Here is an 18933-nt window from a genome sequence, read left to right on the forward strand (position 1 = left end):
AGGTAATATCGCAAAAGTACTTACTCTTCTTCAACGGTTTAAAAAAACTTTATCACTATTACACGAAATTGTCAATATTCTTTTTTGATTAAATTTTCATAGGTAAATTTTCATAAGGGATTCTCCTATTCATTTTTCTCACCAATGATTATATCCTACGATTTTTTCCATCTCTTTTCGTCTCTTTTCACGGGGTTTCCCTACTTTTTGGGGATATCCGACAGCAATCGCAAGACGTACCGTACACTCTGGCGGAACGTGAAATGCTTCCTTTAATTTCTGTTGATTCAGAACACCGATCATACAAGTGCCAAGTCCCATATCCGCTGCCCCATAACACAATGTCACCGCTGCCATCCCGATATCCATCTGCGCGAAATGCTGGGAGCCATATTTCTCCTCTACCGCCTCTCTTAAATGTGCCTTTTCCTCGCACAGAAGAATAAATGCCGGTACGTTTTCCTTCCACGGGCAGCCTGTGAGTCCATGATCATCCAGACCATCTCTCATCTTTTCAAGAGCTTCTTCTTCATCTACAATAATAAAATGCCATGCCTGCGAGTTGCAGGCGCTGGGAGATAATCTGGCAATCTCCACCAGATGTATCAGCAGTTCTCTTTTTACCTTTTTGTCACTGTAGATACGACAACTCTCACGTATCTGCTGCAATGCTTCAAAATCCATCCCGTCTCCTTTCCGGAAGGGATCCTTTTTTCTTTTCCCTTTCCATCTATTCTGACTATAGCACAGCCTTTTCAAAGGCACAAGTACCGGACAGGCAAATGTGCAGACTATCCGACAGAACTGCTGGAACAAAAATATAATCCTTATTTTTATCAGGATAAAAAATGTTTTCCCACAAAAATACACCCTGTTCCAATCAAAATTGTAACAGGGTGTATTTTTTAATCTTTTATTACGCAATCTTTTCTTTTGCGATCTCTGTCAGTGCCGCAAAACCTTCTTTATCATTTACTGCAAGTTCTGCAAGCATTTTTCTGTTGATGTCAATCTCTGCAAGTTTCAGTCCGTGCATAAATTTGCTGTAAGACAAGCCGTTCATTCTTGCCGCTGCGTTGATACGCGCGATCCAAAGCTGTCTCATCTGACGTTTGCGCTGCTTTCTTCCCGCATATGCAGATGTGAGAGCTCTCATAACTGACTGCTTTGCAACTCTATACTGCTTGGAACGGGCTCCTCTGTATCCTTTTGCCAGTTTCAATGTTCTGTTATGTTTCTTCCTTGCGTTCATTCCGCCTTTGATTCTTGCCATTTCTTAATCCTCCTTCTAAACTACCGAATCTTACAGATACGGTAACACTTTCTTCATGTTCTTTACATTCGTTGCATCTGTAATTGCAGACTGTCTAAGATTCCTTTTTCTCTTTGTAGTCTTCTTTGTTAAGATATGGCTTTTATAAGCTTTATTTCTTTTCAGTTTTCCTGTCCCTGTCTTTGTGAAACGTTTTGCTGCCGCTCTATTTGTCTTAATTTTTGGCATAATGATCTCCTCCTTTATTGTGATGCCCTGCCGGATATTCATTCCGGAACAATCTCTTAACGTTTTTCAGTTAAAACCATGCTCATATTTCTTCCTTCAAGCTTTGCCGGCTTTTCGATAACCGCTACTTCTGAAAGCAGACCGGCAAAATCATCCAGAATATGTTTACTCTGCTGCATATGCGCCATTTCTCTTCCACGGAAACGCAGTGTAACCTTTACCTTGTTCCCTTTTATGATAAATTTCTTTGCATTATTCACCTTTGTATTCAGATCATTCGTATCGATATTCGGTGACAGACGCACTTCCTTGATCTCAACAGTTTTCTGTTTTTTCTTTGCCTCTTTTTCCTTCCTTGTCTGCTCATATTTATACTTGCCGTAATCAATGATCTTGCAGACCGGCGGTTTGGCTGTAGGTGCAATTTTCACCAAATCAAGTTCAGCTTCCATTGCAAGCTTCATAGCTTCTCTGGATGACATGATCCCTAACTGTTCCCCATCCTCACTAATCAGACGCACCTCTTTGTCTCTGATTTGCTCGTTAATCATTAAATCGCTAATTGTCGTATACCTCCGTCAAATGAATTTCCTTCAGGTTCTGTGCGAAAACACAAAAAAACGAGTGAACACAATATCCACCCGACTCTCAACAAAAGAATCTTCCTGCTCCTCATACATAACGGTAGAAAACTTCAGAAAACACTTTGTTCAATATCAGACCAATAGTCACGCCCTTGTGCTATGGTGAGAGTGGATACTCTACTTTGTTTTTTGCCTTACGCAATATCTAAAATAGCACATTCTCTGCCTCTTGTCAACAATTTTCTCTGCTTGACATAAAGTTTATGTAACTTTTTATGTAACTAACCACAATCTTCTATAAATTTCAATCCGAATATGATACAATAACGTGGACAGCGCCTATTTCATCATGCAGCTGACATGGTTTTGGCAAAGTATCCTCTTACTGCCATCTGTCAAAGCAACTGCAAGGCGCCATTTTACATGAAAGAGAGAGCAAACATGAAAAGTATACACCAAACCAATTCAAACGACAAGTTTCAAAATAAATGGGGATTCATTGTTGCCTGTATCGGCAGTTCTGTGGGGATGGCCAATATCTGGCTTTTCCCATACCGCATCGGTGAATTTGGCGGTGCGGCCTTTCTGATCCCCTATATCCTTTTTGTCCTTCTCATCGGCTTTACCGGCGTTATCGGGGAAATGGCATTTGGACGTGCCATGCAGGCAGGACCTCTGGGCGCATTCAGCAAGGCTTTCAAGCAGCGTAATACGCGGATCGGAACTTTCATCGGTCTGATCCCCGTTATTGGTTCTCTTGGCATCGCCATCGGATACAGTGTTATCATCGGCTGGATCTTAAAATTCTTATTTGATTCCATCACAGGAAGCATTGTCAGTAATAAAGACCCTGTCCTTGTTTTTTCAGAATTGTCGCAAAATTTCGGCAGTATATCCTGGCATATACTAGGACTGGTATTAGTACTCGTCTGTATGTCTTTTGGCATTTCTAAAGGAATAGAAAAGGTCAATAAGGTAATGATGCCTGCCTTTTTCATTCTGTTTCTCTTTCTTGCCGTCAGAGTCGCTTTTCTTCCCGGCGCGCAGGAAGGCTATGCGTATTTGTTCAAACCGGACTGGTCCGCAATGGCAAATCCCAAAACATGGGTATATGCAATGGGACAGGCATTTTTCTCCCTCTCTCTGGCAGGAAGCGGTACCGTTGTCTATGGGAGTTATTTAAAATATGACGTCGATATCGTCAGCAGCGCTAAATATGTCGCTTTATTCGATACACTGGCAGCACTCCTTGCCGGGCTTGTCATCATTCCGTCTGTCTTCGCCTATGGGATGCAGCCCGATTCCGGCCCTGGACTCTTATTTATCACGATTCCGTCTGTAATCCAGAGCATTCCTTTTGGACAGATATTTGCGGTGATCTTTTTCCTTGCTGTGTTATTTGCAGGCATCACTTCTCTGATGAACCTGCTGGAAAGTCCTGTTGAGGCGCTGCAGAAACATTTCGGCTGTTCCCGTATTTTTGCTATAGCGGCTGTTGGCATCGTCACTATATGCATCGGTATTTTCGTAGAAGGCACACTTTTAAGTCCTTGGATGGATACTATATCTATCTATGTCATCCCACTGGGAGCCCTGCTTGCCGGGCTTACTATGTTCTGGGTCTGCAAAAAAGGATTTGCCCGCAATGCCGTCCAGACCGGAAGAAATAAGACACTGGGCAAATGGTTTGAACCTATGACAAAATATGTATTCTGTGGAGTCTGTGTGCTCGTATACATACTAGGCATTTTCTATGGCGGCATCGGCTAGGCCAATAAAAATTTAGAAAATTCACTAATTTCTCTTGTTTTTTTCTGCTATTTATGTCATAATATCGCTATTATGGTTACAAATGAGGTTGAGGAGGATTTTTATGAAAGACAGAAGTAATTTTACCGGAAAAGTCGGCTTTGTCTTAGCGGCTGCCGGTTCAGCGGTTGGTCTGGGAAACCTGTGGCGTTTTCCCTATCTTGCGGCACAATATGGTGGCGGGACATTTCTCATCTGCTATCTCATATTGTCTGTTACCTTTGGTTTTACATTAATGACTGCGGAGATTGCTCTGGGACGGAAGACCCGTTTAAGTGCGATTGGGGCGTTTAAATCTTTAGATAAACGCTTTGGTTTTCTTGGTGTGCTCGCAGCGATCGTTCCTATTATCATTCTTCCCTATTATTCCGTTATCGGAGGATGGGTCATCAAATATTTTGCCACCTCTCTTACAGGGCATACAGCTGCGGCTGCACAGGATACTTATTTCACCGGATTTGTCAGTGGACTCTCTGAACCGATCTTTTGGTTCCTTCTCTTTGTTATATTTACCGCGGTGGTTGTCATCTTCGGCGTAGAAAAAGGGATTGAAAATGTCAGCAAATTTTTAATGCCCATACTGGTTGTATTGACACTGGGAATATGTGTCTACGTACTTATGCAGGATGGCGCTGTAGACGGACTGAAATATTATCTGCTCCCTCATATGTCGGACTTTTCTATCAAGACTTTACTGGCAGCCATGGGACAGCTTTTCTACTCCATGTCGTTGGCAATGGGGATTATGATCACCTATGGTTCCTATATGAAAAAAGAAACAAACCTGGAAACCTCTGTCAAACAGATTGAATTTTTCGATACAGGTTTTGCATTTTTTGCCGGTCTGATGATCGTGCCTTCTGTTTTCATTTTTTCAGAAGGAAATTTAGAAAACTTAAAAGCAGGTCCCTCTCTTATGTTCATCACTCTGCCGAAAGTATTTAACAGTATGCCGATCGGAGATATTCTTGGCGCCATTTTCTTCCTGCTTGTTTTCTTTGCGGCATTGACTTCTTCTATTTCACTGATGGAGACAATCGTCTCTATCTTGATGGATAAGTTCAAATGGGGACGCAAGATGACTTGTATCATCGTTTTTGTATATGTAATATTGATGGGAATTCCATCCTCTCTTGGTTTTGGCGTTTGGGATTTCATCAAGCCGCTTGGCATGTCCATCCTGGATGCATGGGATTTCATGAGCAACAGCGTGCTTATGCCGATCGTAGCTCTTATCACCTGTATCTTTGTGGGCTTCTTCATCAAACCAAAGACAATCTTGGATGAAGCCTGTGCAGAAGGTGCCAAATTCAAAAGCAAGACACTCTTTACTATTATGATAAAATGGATTGCACCTATTTGCCTTATTGCGATCCTTTTAAGCTCTGTCATGAGTGCATTCGGAATCATTACATTATAGTCGATCACACAAAAGGTCCGCTCCTAATCTGATGGAGCGGACCTTTTTATGTTCCATATTTTCAATCAAAATACGGTTTTCTCTTATTTTTTATCGTTTATTTCCCAAACAAAATACAGCCACTACTCCCGGACCGGTATGACTTCCAATGACTGTTCCGATATTATTGATCAAAATCTGGTCTACCCCCATCTTTTCACGCACCAAACCCGCAACATACTCCGCTTCTTCAATACAGTCTCCATGGGTGATCATGACCATATCGTTATCCCATCCCTTAGACTGCTCTATTGCCATATCTACGATCTTGTTCAGTGAACGCTTTCTCCCTCTCTCTTTTCCGATCACCTGCAGTTTTCCCTCATCATTCATATGTATGATCGGTTTTATCTGGATCATGGTTCCCACAATAGCTGTTGTTTTTGAAACCCTCCCGCCTCTGTGAAGATGATGTAGATCATCTACCGTCACATTATGGCAGACATGTAGTTTATTTTCTTCTACCCATTGCGCAACCTCTTCCATGCTCTTTCCTTTATTTTTTAATTTCAACGCATGGTATAAGAGGAGCCCCTCTCCCAGACAAGCACACAGCGTATCGATCACTATGATCTTTGAAGCCGGATATTTTTCTGAAAGTTCTTCCCCTGCAATACGCATACTGTTGTATGTGCCGCTAAGCCCGGATGAGAATCCTAGATGCAGCACGTCTTTTCCTTCTTTCAAAAATGGTTCCAGCGCTGCTACCGCCTCGTCCGGATTGACTTGAGACGTAACAGACATCTTTCCTTCCCTGATCTTGGCAAAAAATTCCTTACTTGACAGTCCATACATATCTGTATAAGTTTCTCCGTCTATTGTATATCTCAAAGGAATGACAGGAACATTCCTTTCTTCCAGCCATTCTTTTGGTAGATCGACGGTACTGTTTACTGTTATCACATAATCTCTCATTCTTGTATTCCTCCATGGCCTATATATTTGTATCTGATTTATTTATCATATCATTTTTCCCGGTATTTCGCAAAATTTTTTTTACCGTAATGATAAAGAGTATCACCGTTGCCGTGCCTAAAATAAAATCCACTATCGCTCCTATCCTGCAACTCCCCATGATCTCCACAAGTTTTTCTTTTTTCATTTTCCTGCTCTTTGCCAATGTAAAAATTTTCAAAGAGCAGGTATATTTTTTATGATAGTATAGTAAATAAAAAGAAGCCGCCGTTAGTTTTGTTTCACATTCAGATAATTTCTTCCTGACAGCGTCTTATTAAAAACAAGGAAGCATAAGACCAAAATGCAGCCTATCGCAAATCCAACCCAATTAAAACATCCTGTTAAAATCAACAACATAAGGCGCATAAACTTAAGAGCATACCCCAGTTCAAAATTAGGCTGCGTATAGTTTGCCACCGCCACAAATGCCATGTAAAGCATCACTTCGCTGTTGAACCAACCCGACTGCACAGAAAATTCTCCCATCACAATACCTGCGATAACACTTAGTGGAGTACTTAACATACTCGGCGTATTCATTGCCGCAAGCCTTAAGCCGTCTATAGACAATTCCAGGATCAGGAGCTGGAAGATCAGCGGAATATTCACTACATCCCTAACCGCAATGAAAGAGAATATCTCGGGCAGCCAGTCTAAATTCTGCATAAATAGTAAAAATAATGGGGTCAGAAAAACCGTCGCGATAGTAATGAGAGTTCGAGTCACTTTTAAGTAGATTCCTGTCAGTGTCGGAAAATAATAATCGTTGGCTTCCTCGATCATATCCAAAATAGATGTTGGCAGTATCATCGCCGACGGAGAATTATCCACCAGGATCACGACTTTTCCTTCCAACAGGCATGCCGCCGCTGTATCCGGTCTCTCCGTATATTTAAATTTAGGAAAAGGATTGAACCACTTCCTCTTAAATAGTGCTTCTGCAAGGCTCTGCTGATTCATTCTTAAATCTTGTATGTTTAATTCCTCGATCCGCGTTTTCACATTGCAGAGCAATTCCTTATCTACTCTGTCCTGCATATAACAGACCGCAATATCCGTTCTGGACACCTGCCCTGCCTCTGTCATCTCCATTACCAGATGAGGATCCCGTATCCGCCTTCTCATTAGCGCAGTGTTAAATACCAAAGTTTCCACAAAACCATCTCTGGATCCTCTCATAGATTTATCTTTATCCGGTTCATCCACATTCCGTGCCGGATATGTCCGGCAGTCTATGCAGACACATGCCTCATACCCTTCTATAAACAAGACTGCCGTCCCTGACAGGAGATTTCTAATCACCTTGTCAAAATCTCCCAACACATCCACCTCCACATAAGGCACGCATTTTTTGCAAAAAGCACTGGCATCTGCCGGCATTGTCTTTTCGGTCAGAGCGATAAATGATGTCATAAGCTTTAGCATCGTCTCATCTTTTACAAAACCGTCGATAAAATAAAAGACCGCGCTTCTGCCCCCGATATCCATATTTCTCCGAATGATATCAAAACTTTCTTCCACTGGCAGAACCCGGTCCATAAAATCAATATTCTCTTCAAATGAACTGCTGATTGTTTTTGTGATCTTCTTCACCATAGAATCGCTTCCTTTCTGAGCATACTATGCCCACGCCTTATTTCTCTATGGTTAGATTCCCCACTTTTTCCTGTATTATACAGATTTTAGTTTTCTTCTATAAAGCCTGCTTTCTTCATTTTATCCAGAACCTGCTCCTGCCTCTGTCTGGCAAGTTCCGGATTGGTCAATGGATTATAGTCGTTAGGCGCATTCGGAATGCCCGCAAGCAGGGTGCTTTCATCAAAATCCATCTCCCAAGGGTATTTTCCAAAGTACCCCAAACTTGCATCCATTACACAATAATATCCATTTCCAAAATAAATTGAATTAAGATACAATTCTAAGATCTTATCCTTGTCGAGCGTCCTCTCGATACGAAATGCCATAAATAGCTCTGAAACCTTGCGCACCAGCTTTTTATCTTGTGTGAAAAATTGATTCTTAGCAAGCTGTTGGGTGATCGTGCTGCCTCCCTCGACATAAGCGCCTGCCTGTATATCATGAAATATGGCTCTTCCTACTGCGATTGGATCCATGCCCGAATGCCTATAAAATCGTTTATCTTCTACAGCAAGCACAGCCTGCTTATAAGCCTCCGGCATTTCATCCAATGTCGTATAATTCTCCTTCGCCTCTATTTCGCGCGCCATTTCTTCTACACTTTTGACTTCTAACGCTCCTCGGTATCCTTCATATCCCTGCCATGTAAGATAGCCAACAATGACAAGTCCGCATAATAAAATAAAAGAACACAGTCGTTTCACGATCTTCATACTGCCTGTCACCTTTTCTTTCGTACTCTTTTATCCGTTTCTGTTAAGTTACAGGTACAGTATACCGAAAACAACTGTATTCTTCCATAATATTTTCTTACAGTTTTTTTAATTTTACTTACATTTTTGTAAGATTATCTTTTTGAAGTACTGCCAAATCCGCCGTTGCGCACAGCAGTAACTTGGTCGTCCACCGTGATCCCATATTCCACAAAAATCCCCTGCATGAACCCTTCTCCTGCGGCAATCTCCACTGTCTTTTCTTCTTTAGAATCATTCGTGATCTTGGCAAACATATGCCCTTCATTATCTGAATAAAAATAATCACTGTCAATGATCCCGACTGTATTATTCAACTGCAGGCGATATTTAAATCCCAGACCGCTTCTCGGATAACACTTCAGCACCCATTCCGGTTCCATCTCCACGCGGATACCTGTAGGAATCTTCACTGTCTCACCCGGAGAGAGCCTAAAAGATACCGGCGCAAAGAAATCATAACCGGCGCTTCCCGCTGTCGCTCTCCTTGGAAGCTTTATCTGCTGGTAGATCTCTTCTGTTTTTTCTGCTTCTCCTTGTCCAAATGTATCCATCCAGTCCTTTTTAAACTGTTCAAAACTCACCTTGTGAAATTTTGCAATTCTTTTCATTTATCTTCCCTTCCCGTGTTATGAATTGTGCAGAATGATCTTGTCTTCTTCCAGACTTCTTCTCACATCGATCACTCTCTGATTAGAACTACCTTTCCAGTGCAGCTGCGTATCTTTTAAGGCTTCTTCAAATCTTCCGTCAACCACCACATCTATATATGCCAGTATCTCCTCATCCTGGATTTCTTCCCAGCAATACCCTGTATACAGCCACTGGCTCTTATCAGGAAATTTTTCCCTGAGCCATTTCGCCAGCGCGGTCATTTCCACTCTGTTTGCCGCATGAAGAGGATCGCCTCCGCTGTACGTAATACCGCTTATGTAATCTTTATCGAGCTGTTCTTCCAATTCTTCTTCTGCCGCCTTATCAAAGGGCAGACCACCGTGTATATCCCATGTCACCGGATTATGGCAGCCGGGGCATCCGTGCGAACATCCTGCCACCCACAATACCACCCGCAGTCCATCTCCATTTAGCATATCGTCTTTTGTAATATTGTGATACCGCATTTTACATACTTTTCCTTTCCGCTATTTCTGCCATTTTAGCGTCATTAAGCCGCGTATCCCCTTTCACTCTGGAATAAGAGAGATACCCATTCATTCTGTCGATTTTTGTTAAATTTTTGCTGCCGCACTGCGGGCACACGTCCATATCCAGTTCTTCATGTCCACAGTCATCACAGTAGGACAAAGACAGATTTACGCCTTCATAATATCCCTTTGCCATTGCCCTTCTGACAAGGGATTTTACTGCTTCTGCATTGTAACTGATCGGATATTTTACATACTGGATCTTCCCGCCGTTGCTCAGATTCCAGAAACGACCTTCCAAATCTTGCTTTTCGATCGGTGTTATGTCTTCTGTTACGTGGCAGTGAAAACTATTGCTTACATATTCTCTGTCAGAAACATTTTCTATGATCCCGTACTTCTTACGGAACTGCTGTATCTGTACACCGCACAGATTCTCCGCCGGTGTTCCGTAAATTGCATACAGATGTCCATCCTCTTTTTTAAATTCTTCTATTTTATCATTGATATACTGAAGCGTATCTACTGCAAACTGCCCATCTTCCACAAGTGATTTTTTATTGTACAGCTGCTGCAGTTCATTTAATGCTGTAATACCAAAAGAAGCAGTAGCAGACTTTAAAAGCGGCTTGATCTTGTCATACAGTCCCAGATTACCGCCATAGAACCCTCCTTCACAGTAAGCAAGCGGGTTTGTAGAAGCCTTCATCTCTCCCAGATAATCGTATGTCCTCTGATGTAGTTTACGTATCAGGTTCAGATAATAATCCAACACCTCATAAAAAGGCTTGCTTTCCTGCATAGATTTTGCATAGATCATGGGAAGGTGCAGACTGATCGCACCGATATTAAACCGCCCTACGAAGACCGGCACATCCCGCTCGTCAGCCGGCTCCATGCCCCCTCTCTCATACCAAGGAGATAAAAATGCACGGCATCCCATCGGGCTGATGATCTTTCCGTATTTTTTATACATACTTGGCACATAGCCTTCACCTGTCAGGCTTAACCAGTCCGGATACATTGTTTTTCTTGAGCACTCAATCCCCGCCTCAAAGACATCTTCCAGCGGCTTTCCCGGTCCATGCAGTTCTTCGTCATATAAAAATACAATCTTCGGGAATAATACCGGCTTTTTGTGTCCTTCTCTTCCCTGTCCTTTCCGTCGCACCTCCAGCATCTTGATCGTCGCAAGTTTTCCATACCGGCTCGTCCGTGTTCCGGCTGTCACTGTAATGAACGGATAGTCTCCACGGCTGGAAGATACTGAGTTAAACTTATATTCCCACCCTTGAAACCCCTGCTCCATCTCCTTTTCCAGATCTGTCCATGCAACTTCCTGTGCTTTTTCTTCAGACAATCCTAAAGCTCTATATTTCGCAAGCAGACGTTTATGTGATTTTTCTGCGTATGGCTCTAGAATCTCGTCTACACTTGGAACCGTAAAACCACCATACTGCTGACTTGCGGCGCTCAAAACAATATCGCCGATCACGTCAAACGCTGTGTCTAATGTCTTCGGTTCATTGTACCACAAATTCCCCATCTCAAAACCGCCGCTCAGTACGTTTTTCACATCAAAGAGACAGCAGTTCATCGTGTCTCGCCTTGCCGACATATCATGGATATAAATATATCCCTCCCGGATTGCCTGTATTTCCTCTACCGTTAGGAAAAACTTTTTGTACAGTTCCTTATTTAACTCATTAAAGATCAGACTCCGTTTTGTTGAAACAAGCGCACTGTCTGTATTGCTGTTTTCTTTGTCCCCAATATACATAATAGACTGGCTCTTTTTATATACCTCGTCCAACATCTGGACAAAATCTTGTTTATAGTTCCGGTAATCTCTATAACTTTTTGCGACCACCGGGTTTACCTTCTCAAGAGCGCCCTCCACCACATTATGCATTTCTGCAATCGGAATCTCTGTAATCTGCAGATCTTTCACTTTCTCTTCGACAAATTTGCAGATATAATCCAATTCTTCCTCTTTAAATTTAATCAAAGCGCGGTATGCAGATTTATTGACAGCCACCACAACTTTCTGCACATTAAAATCTTCCTTCGTTCCGTCTTTTTTAATAACCTTGATCATGCCGCCTGCTCCTTTTCGCCTATTTTTACCATATTTTGTGTTTTTATCCCATTTTCTTCCCTATATGATGTATCAGTACTACCTATACTATCATTCCTTCCTTTTCCAGTCAACTTGGAATGTTACACAAAATTCTTTCTTCCCCTCTCCCTATTTTTTGTCTAAAAATATTCCGGACGCATCCAATACTCCAATCATTTCCTGTATCACCGGTATATCCACCACCAACGCCATGCGGACATATCTTTCCCCACCTTTTCCAAATGCGCTTCCCGGTGTTACGATCACTCCTGTTTTTTCCATCAGATCCATACAAAACGAAACCGACGTCTCGTAATTTTCGGGAATCTTCGCCCACACAAACATCGTTCCCTGGCTGTCCGGCACATCCCATCCAATACTGCGCAGCCCTCCGCACAATATCTGGTTCCGTTCTTTATACTTTTGTCTCTGTTCTTCAATATAGGTGTCTGGTCCTGTAAGAGCCGCTATGGCAGCATATTGTACCGGGAGGAAAATGCCATAATCGATCTGCGAACGAAAAATCTTCAGTTTCTGGACTATTTCTTTATTCCCCACTAGAAAGGAAATCCGCGCACCAGTCAGATTGTAAGACTTAGACAGGGAATAAAATTCTGCCCCCACCTCTTTAGCTCCCTCAAAAGAAAGGAAGGATCTGCCCTTTTCCCTGGAAAAGATAATATCAGAATAGGCATTATCGTGAAGGATGACAATATCATGCCTCTTTGCAAATGCGATCAGTTCCGGGTAAAATGTATCCGGAGCACAGACACAGACCGGGTTGAGCGGATAGGATACGATCATATATTTCGCCTGTTCCAGCACATCTTCCGGTATTTCAGAAAGTTGGGGCAGATACCCATTCTTTTCCTCAATCGGATACGTCTGTACTCTCGCGCCTGCCATGATCCCACTCATCTCAAATAAAGGATATCCCGGATCCGGCACAAGGATCATATCTCCCGGATTGCAGAGCACCATCCCGATATGCGCCATACCTTCCTGCGTACCATATACGGATGTGATTTCTTCTTTCTCAAGTTCTACACCAAAACGCTTCTTATACCGGTACTGCACTGCATTCAGAAGCTCCGGCAGATCTGAAAGTGCATATTTATAATTCTGCGGATCTTCACAGGCCTTTCTCATAGCTTCCATAACATGGGGAGCCGGCGCAAAATCCGGCGTTCCCACTGAAAGATTAAACACCTTCCTCCCCTGCTTTTCCAGTGCCTCTTTCTTCTCGTTCAACACTGCAAAAATCCCTGTCTCAAACTGGTTCATCTTATTTGAAAACTCTATTTTTTTCATCTGTTTCTCCTCTGCAGCTGCCTGCCTTTATCGTCTATTTTTCTTAATATGAAAATAAGCGGAAACAGTAGAAACTGCTGCCGCCTATTTAGCATACCATATTTTAGACTTGAATACAAACCTCGTTGTTTTCAAATCTGTTCTACAAAATCCCCCGTATCTCATCCAAGGAATCCAGATGATTCTCTTCCATATATTTTTCCATGCCCTCGATAATATCCAGGGAAATATCTGGCTTCATGAAAGTCGCAGTGCCTACCTGTATCACCTGCGCACCTGCCATGATAAATTCAATCGCGTCCTCCCAGGTAGTGATCCCACCAAGTCCCATGACCGGTATCTTTACCGCCTTGCACACCTGGTGCACCATCCGCAGAGCGATCGGCTTGATAGCCGGGCCGGACAGACCAGCATATCCATTGTTAAATACCATTTTTTTTCTTTTTATGTCCACTGCCATCGCAAGGAATGTATTGACAAGTGATACACCATCCACCCCCTCCTCTTCACACATCTTGGCGAGAGAAACAATATCCTCTGCATTCGGAGACAACTTTACGACCAGTTTATGTCTGCTGATCCTGCGCACTTCCCGCACCAGTTCCCTGGCAGCTTCTGTCTTGACCCCAAAATTCATACCGCCCTCTTTTACGTTTGGACAAGAAATATTTAGCTCCAGAATATCCAGATCTACATCATTTAGCCTCTCTGCCCCTCGAAAATAGTCTTCTTTGAAGTGTCCTCCCATGTTGACGATATTAACGACGTCTTTTTCATTGACCCAATCCAGATCCTTTTCGATAAACGCCTCTATCCCCGGATTTTCAAGTCCTACACTATTCATGATGCCGCTGGGTGTTTCCCATATACGGATACCGTCATTTCCCCCATGAGGATGCGCGATAAGTCCCTTGGACGATAATCCACCCAACTTCTCTATATCAAATTGTTCCGCAAGTTCTCTTCCGAATCCGCATGTGCCGGAAGCAAGGACCACCGGATTTTTAAAAGCAATTCCTGCAAATTCTGTCTTTAATCTACTCATTTATGCAAACACCTCGCTTCCTAAAAATACCGGTCCGTCTTTGCAGGCCGTCTTATTTCCGCTTTTTGTCTTACAGGTACAGACCTTGCACATACCGATCCCACATGCCATACGATTTTCCATAGAAACATACAGAGGAGCGCTTGCCCCCACTTTCACACATTTTTCATATAAAACTTTCATCATGATCTCCGGACCGCAGGTCAGAATCACATCATATTTCAGAGGATCCACAGAATCTGTAATAAAGCCGCCCACATCGATCGTCACATGATCTGCGACATTCTGATAGTCTGTTTCTAACACCGGCTGTCCGCTGAATCCCAGGTAAATATCGATCTGGCTGCATGTGCCTGCTTCTCTGTATTTCTTTGCCGTATAGTAAAATGGCGCGATTCCGACGCCGCCCCCTACCATGGCGATTTTCCCCTTTACATCTTCCGGAAATCCATTGCCATAAGGTCCGTTGAGCGTAAGCATTTCTCCGGGTTCCAGACGGCTTATCAATTCTGTTCCTTTTCCTACTTTCTTATACAAAAAGGATACTTTTTCTCCATCTGCATCAAATACACTGATCGGTCTTGAAAGTACCGGATATTCTTCCCATCCTCTCAGCATATAAAATTGTCCGGCCTTTACCTGATTCTTTTCCTCCACTTCTATCAGATAAAAATCATCCGACAGTTTTTCATTTGCCAGTATCTTTCCCATACTTAGCCTCCTTGTTTTATTCTTTATCCTCATATACGACTCTGCCGCTGCAGATCGTATATTTCACTTTACCGTACAGTTCTTCTCCAATAAAAGGTGAATTATTGGATCTGGAATGGAATTTTTCCACCTTCCATTTCTCAAATTCATCAAAGATAACAAGATCCGCCGGTGCCCCCTCTGCTATATATCCGCTGTCAAGTCCATACAGTTCTGCCGGATTCAGCGTCATTTTTTTCAGGAAATATTCCATAGTCAGGCTTCCTGTACGGACCAGATTTGTTATGCCAAGAGCCAAGGCTGTCTCCAATCCGATCATCCCACTCGGCGCCTTCGTGATCTCTCTGTCTTTTTCTTCTGCGGAATGAGGCGCATGGTCTGTTGCGATGATCTGTATCGTCCCATCCTTTAATCCCTCTATGATCCCATAACGGTCATCTTCTGTACGCAAAGGTGGATTCACTTTTGCGAGAGTTTTCTTCTCAAGTGCGTCCTTTTCTGTCAATGAAAAATGCTGGGGCGTCGCCTCTGCCCACACATCTGCACCAAGTTTCTGTGCCAGCCTGATATATTCCACTGCAATTTTCGAACTCACATGCTGAATACTGACCCTAGCCCCCGTTTCCAGTGCCAACGTGCAGTCTCTTGCCACCATAAGCTGCTCGGAAAGCGCCATGGCTCCTCCAATCCCAAGAGACTCAGAGACGGCTCCTTTATTGATCCCGGCCTGGAATACAAAGTCAGGATCTTCCTCATGGAGACTGATTGCAAGACCTTCTTCTTTCGCCCTTTTTAAAGCTTCGTACATAAGGCGGCTGTCTTTGATCGGAATCCCGTCGTCACTTAAACCTACCGCTTTTGCTTTCTTTAATTCGGCAAAATCTGTCAGTTCTTTTCCCTTCATTCCTTTTGTCACTGCTGCTACAGAAAGCACATGGATCCCCGTCTTCTTTCCTTTCTCCAACACATAGGAAAGCGTGTCCGCATTATCCACCGGCGGCTTTGTGTTCGCCATGCACACTACAGTTGTAAACCCGCCGGCTGCTGCGGCCTTCGCACCGCTTTCAATATCTTCTTTATAAGTCAGTCCAGGATCACGGAAATGCACATGCACATCGATCAGACCCGGCGCCACGATTTTCCCTTCTGCCTCGATAATACGCTCATACTCGTTGCTGCGTTTATATTTTCCGATCCCCGCAATCTTTCCTTCTTCTATCAAAATATCCAGTGTTTCATCTGTTCCACTTTTAGGGTCGATCACCCTGCCGTTTTTAATTAAAATCACTGATTCTCCCTCCTAATATGTTCATATATTACCCGCGCACCGTTACAGATATCTTCAATTGTGGCAAATTCCATTTTATTATGGCTGATTCCTTTGTCACATGGTATAAAAACCATTGCTGTATCACAGACAGACGCAAATGACATCGCGTCGTGACCGGCTCCACTGACCATGACTCGATTCGAAATCTGAAGTTCACGAGCCGCTTTTTCCAGTTTAAGTGCAAGATCCTTTGTCATCTCTATCGGCGGAATACTGCTTAACTTCTCTTCGATCAACTGTACTTTACGTTTTCTACATATAGCCCTTGCAGAGTCTAACACGCCTCTTTCAATCCTGTCAAGACTTGCCGGATCGATTCCTCTTATGTCAATCCCAATCTCCACTTCTCCGGGGATCACATTCATTGCGTTTGGTCTGTTATACAATACCCCAACGGTTGCTACAGACTGATACATAGATTCTCTTTGCCCGATCCGTTCCACTTCCAGTATCACTTCCGCAGCTGCGCACAATGCATCATTTCGCATCATCATCGGCGTTGTTCCGGAATGTTCTGCCATTCCATGGAAATACAGACTATACCGGATAGGACCTGCTATTGTACTGACAATCCCAAGTTGCGTATGACACTCCTTTAATACCTTTCCCTGTTCAATGTGTAATTCTAAATATTGTCTGACACCCTCAATCTTTTTCGGTCGGATATGCAGTCCTCTTTCTGCAAAAATATCCCCAAGAAGCTTTCCATCTTTTGATAAAAGTCCTTCAATATCCTGCTTGTAGGCTTCTTTTGTGATCAGTCCGCTTCCGATCGTACAACATCCGAAATTACTGGATTCCTCACAGCGAAAAGCCCCCACCCGGATAGGAACTTTTAACTCGTCTTCCTTCGCCCAGCGGAGCACCATCATTCCGGCGATCACGCCTGCCACCCCGTCATATCTGCCACCCTCTACGACAGAATCTAGATGTGAGCCGATCAGATAGTAATTTTCTTCCATGCTGTTGCAGATATATGTATTTCCCACTTCGTCTGTTACATCCATATAGCCCATCTGTTTTCCATCTGCGATCAAAGTCTCATGCATTCTGTCCTCGGTCTGCGTATAGCCGAGGCGGGTAACACCTCCGTCCGCGGTAGCGCCTATATTATAGAAGCTTTTAAAAAGTTCCTCGCAATACTGTATATCTCTACGGCTGTGTATCATATCTGTCTCCTCCTACTTTATCATTTCATAAGCACCGATGTAAAGGCTTTTCTTTCTATATAAAGATGTATGCCTCGTCCCATCCGACAGCGAATTCTTTATGAAAACAGTATATCCGCACAGCACGTACAATGCTATGTTCACACAAGAAAAAAAGAACGGCCTTTTTTGTTTATTTAGACAAAAAGGCCACTCTCTTGTTCGTATCTGCTTATCTGCCGCAGAGCTTTTTTTCCAATACCATGAAATACAATTTAAAATTATCTGCCTGACATCTCACATCCAGCCCTGTGAGTTCTTTTATCTTATGCAAGCGATATTTGATCGTATTCTTATGTGTATGCATACGACTCGCTGTCTCGTCCATATTGCCATCACACTCAAAATAAACGATCAACGTATCTACTAACTCTTGATTTTTCAATTTCTCCCAGACAGGTAAAAATAAACTCTCTGCTCTATTCTGCAGCATCTTGCGCAGGCTGCTATATAATTCCAGATCAGAAAATGTGTGTATCTTCGCTGTCTTATCTACGATCCGCCCCAACTCAAGCGCCTGCACAGCTTCTTCATAAGAACACCGGATACCCGCTGCTTTCATGTTCGCTGTTCCGATTCCCACCCGATAGCCTCCGTGTATAGCCAGATCATCTAGTGTCACCTGCATTTCTGTCAAAATAAACGGAAGATATCGTTTCAACGTACTTTTCTGTCTGCTGTACAGTATAAAAAGGATTCCTTTCTCCAACGCAAAGTTACTGCTGTACAATCCTTCTGACAAGCTTTCCGCAAACGCAGAAAGTCTGTCTGCCGCAAATTGTACCATCCGCCGCCTGCCACCTTCATACATCTCCTGTGTATCTGCTTTGATCAGAAGTGCCTGGAAACAATCCTTTTCAACATCTACATTCAGAAGCCGTCCTTCTTCCTCAAATATATCCACATTTTCCGCAGGATGAAAAATAATGTCTGCCAAATATTTTCCCAGCATCTTCCTTCTATTGTTTTCTGTCATGATTACATTCATAACATCCATGATAATGTCGATATATGTCATTTCATAAGGGATCTGAAGCAGTGGAAAATGATTTTTATCTGCGATTGCGATCATTTTATCTGAAATGCGGCGTGCATATTTTCCGGTTTTAATTGCCAGACATGCGCTGCGTGTTTCCAACAGATCATAGAGCAGCCGACACTGCTTTTCCTCATCATCCCCGATAGAATAGAGGCTGGTTATTAAAAAGTCATCGCCTTTCAGCCATTGGATCACGTCCGGTACCTCCATTACAGTCACGGTTCCCACATTGACATCCAGACATTCCGTGTTTGTAACAAGCTCCAGGTTTCTAAGTGACTTAAACTCTAATAATTCTCTAAGTTTTGCCATCTTCTTTCAACCC

The 18933-nt window shown here is 43.0% G+C and carries 19 protein-coding genes; 2 read left to right on the forward strand and 17 right to left on the reverse strand.

From position 1 onward, the window contains the following. Positions 1–138: 138 nt before the first annotated feature. The 4 genes from BN3282_RS13180 to infC all read right to left on the reverse strand — a co-directional run bounded on the left by BN3282_RS13180 (position 139) and on the right by infC (position 2052). The gene (locus BN3282_RS13180; RefSeq protein ID WP_059070501.1) at positions 139–684 is read right to left on the reverse strand and encodes a nitroreductase family protein; all 546 of its coding nucleotides are present in this window, start codon (positions 682–684) and stop codon (positions 139–141) included. A 232-nt stretch (positions 685–916) separates the two neighbouring features. Next, positions 917–1273 carry a 50S ribosomal protein L20 gene (gene rplT / locus BN3282_RS13185; RefSeq protein ID WP_059069844.1) on the reverse strand — a complete coding sequence of 119 codons (357 nt, stop codon included), beginning with the start codon at positions 1271–1273 and terminating at the stop codon, positions 917–919. A 30-nt stretch (positions 1274–1303) separates the two neighbouring features. Beyond that, a complete protein-coding gene (gene rpmI / locus BN3282_RS13190) occupies positions 1304–1501 on the reverse strand; it encodes a 50S ribosomal protein L35 (protein WP_059070503.1) in 198 nt (65 codons plus the stop codon). A gap of 56 nt (positions 1502–1557) precedes the next feature. Next, on the reverse strand, positions 1558–2052 hold the full coding sequence (gene infC / locus BN3282_RS13195) for a translation initiation factor IF-3 (RefSeq protein WP_059069846.1): 495 nt from the start codon (positions 2050–2052) through the stop codon (positions 1558–1560). Positions 2053–2526: 474 nt separating this feature from the next. Here infC and BN3282_RS13200 point away from each other — a divergent pair, with 474 nt between their 5' ends. Continuing rightward, positions 2527–3855: a sodium-dependent transporter gene (locus BN3282_RS13200; protein WP_059069848.1), complete on the forward strand. Its 1329-nt coding sequence runs from the start codon at positions 2527–2529 to the stop codon at positions 3853–3855. 103 nt (positions 3856–3958) lie between these two features. Continuing rightward, positions 3959–5314: a sodium-dependent transporter gene (locus BN3282_RS13205; RefSeq protein ID WP_059069850.1), complete on the forward strand. Its 1356-nt coding sequence runs from the start codon at positions 3959–3961 to the stop codon at positions 5312–5314. 90 nt (positions 5315–5404) lie between these two features. Here BN3282_RS13205 and BN3282_RS13210 read toward each other — a convergent pair whose 3' ends face one another. From BN3282_RS13210 to BN3282_RS13265, 13 genes are all read right to left on the reverse strand, one after another. Next, on the reverse strand, positions 5405–6268 hold the full coding sequence (locus BN3282_RS13210) for a DegV family protein (protein WP_059069852.1): 864 nt from the start codon (positions 6266–6268) through the stop codon (positions 5405–5407). A 19-nt stretch (positions 6269–6287) separates the two neighbouring features. Continuing rightward, on the reverse strand, positions 6288–6455 hold the full coding sequence (locus BN3282_RS15140; protein ID WP_162858250.1) for a hypothetical protein: 168 nt from the start codon (positions 6453–6455) through the stop codon (positions 6288–6290). An 83-nt stretch (positions 6456–6538) separates the two neighbouring features. Next, positions 6539–7906 carry a spore germination protein gene (locus BN3282_RS13215; protein WP_059069855.1) on the reverse strand — a complete coding sequence of 456 codons (1368 nt, stop codon included), beginning with the start codon at positions 7904–7906 and terminating at the stop codon, positions 6539–6541. A gap of 86 nt (positions 7907–7992) precedes the next feature. Next, positions 7993–8661, reverse strand: a complete 669-nt coding sequence (locus tag BN3282_RS13220) for a transglycosylase domain-containing protein (protein WP_059069856.1) — start codon at positions 8659–8661, stop codon at positions 7993–7995. Between the two features lie 134 nt (positions 8662–8795). Beyond that, the gene (locus tag BN3282_RS13225; RefSeq protein ID WP_059069858.1) at positions 8796–9311 is read right to left on the reverse strand and encodes a dCTP deaminase/dUTPase family protein; all 516 of its coding nucleotides are present in this window, start codon (positions 9309–9311) and stop codon (positions 8796–8798) included. Positions 9312–9329: 18 nt separating this feature from the next. Further along, complete coding sequence (nrdG, locus tag BN3282_RS13230) at positions 9330–9821, reverse strand: anaerobic ribonucleoside-triphosphate reductase activating protein (RefSeq protein WP_059069860.1); 492 nt, start codon at positions 9819–9821, stop codon at positions 9330–9332. Position 9822: 1 nt separating this feature from the next. Continuing rightward, complete coding sequence (nrdD, locus tag BN3282_RS13235) at positions 9823–11943, reverse strand: anaerobic ribonucleoside-triphosphate reductase (RefSeq protein WP_059069862.1); 2121 nt, start codon at positions 11941–11943, stop codon at positions 9823–9825. 150 nt (positions 11944–12093) lie between these two features. Then, a complete protein-coding gene (locus BN3282_RS13240) occupies positions 12094–13275 on the reverse strand; it encodes an aminotransferase class I/II-fold pyridoxal phosphate-dependent enzyme (RefSeq protein ID WP_059069864.1) in 1182 nt (393 codons plus the stop codon). Between the two features lie 142 nt (positions 13276–13417). Beyond that, complete coding sequence (locus tag BN3282_RS13245; protein WP_059069866.1) at positions 13418–14320, reverse strand: dihydroorotate dehydrogenase; 903 nt, start codon at positions 14318–14320, stop codon at positions 13418–13420. Further along, positions 14321–15031, reverse strand: coding sequence for a dihydroorotate dehydrogenase electron transfer subunit (locus tag BN3282_RS13250; RefSeq protein WP_059069868.1), 711 nt, complete (start codon positions 15029–15031; stop codon positions 14321–14323). It lies immediately after the preceding gene. A 16-nt stretch (positions 15032–15047) separates the two neighbouring features. Then, positions 15048–16319: a dihydroorotase gene (locus BN3282_RS13255; protein ID WP_118977233.1), complete on the reverse strand. Its 1272-nt coding sequence runs from the start codon at positions 16317–16319 to the stop codon at positions 15048–15050. Continuing rightward, positions 16316–17530 carry a M20 family metallo-hydrolase gene (locus tag BN3282_RS13260; protein ID WP_059069870.1) on the reverse strand — a complete coding sequence of 405 codons (1215 nt, stop codon included), beginning with the start codon at positions 17528–17530 and terminating at the stop codon, positions 16316–16318. The genes BN3282_RS13255 and BN3282_RS13260 overlap by 4 nt, the downstream gene beginning before the upstream one ends. 211 nt (positions 17531–17741) lie before the next feature. Beyond that, positions 17742–18920: a PucR family transcriptional regulator gene (locus BN3282_RS13265; protein WP_059069872.1), complete on the reverse strand. Its 1179-nt coding sequence runs from the start codon at positions 18918–18920 to the stop codon at positions 17742–17744. Between the last annotated feature and the right edge of the window lie 13 nt (positions 18921–18933).

It is taken from the genome of Mediterraneibacter massiliensis (assembly GCF_001487105.1).
Lineage (GTDB): Bacteria > Bacillota > Clostridia > Lachnospirales > Lachnospiraceae > Mediterraneibacter > Mediterraneibacter massiliensis.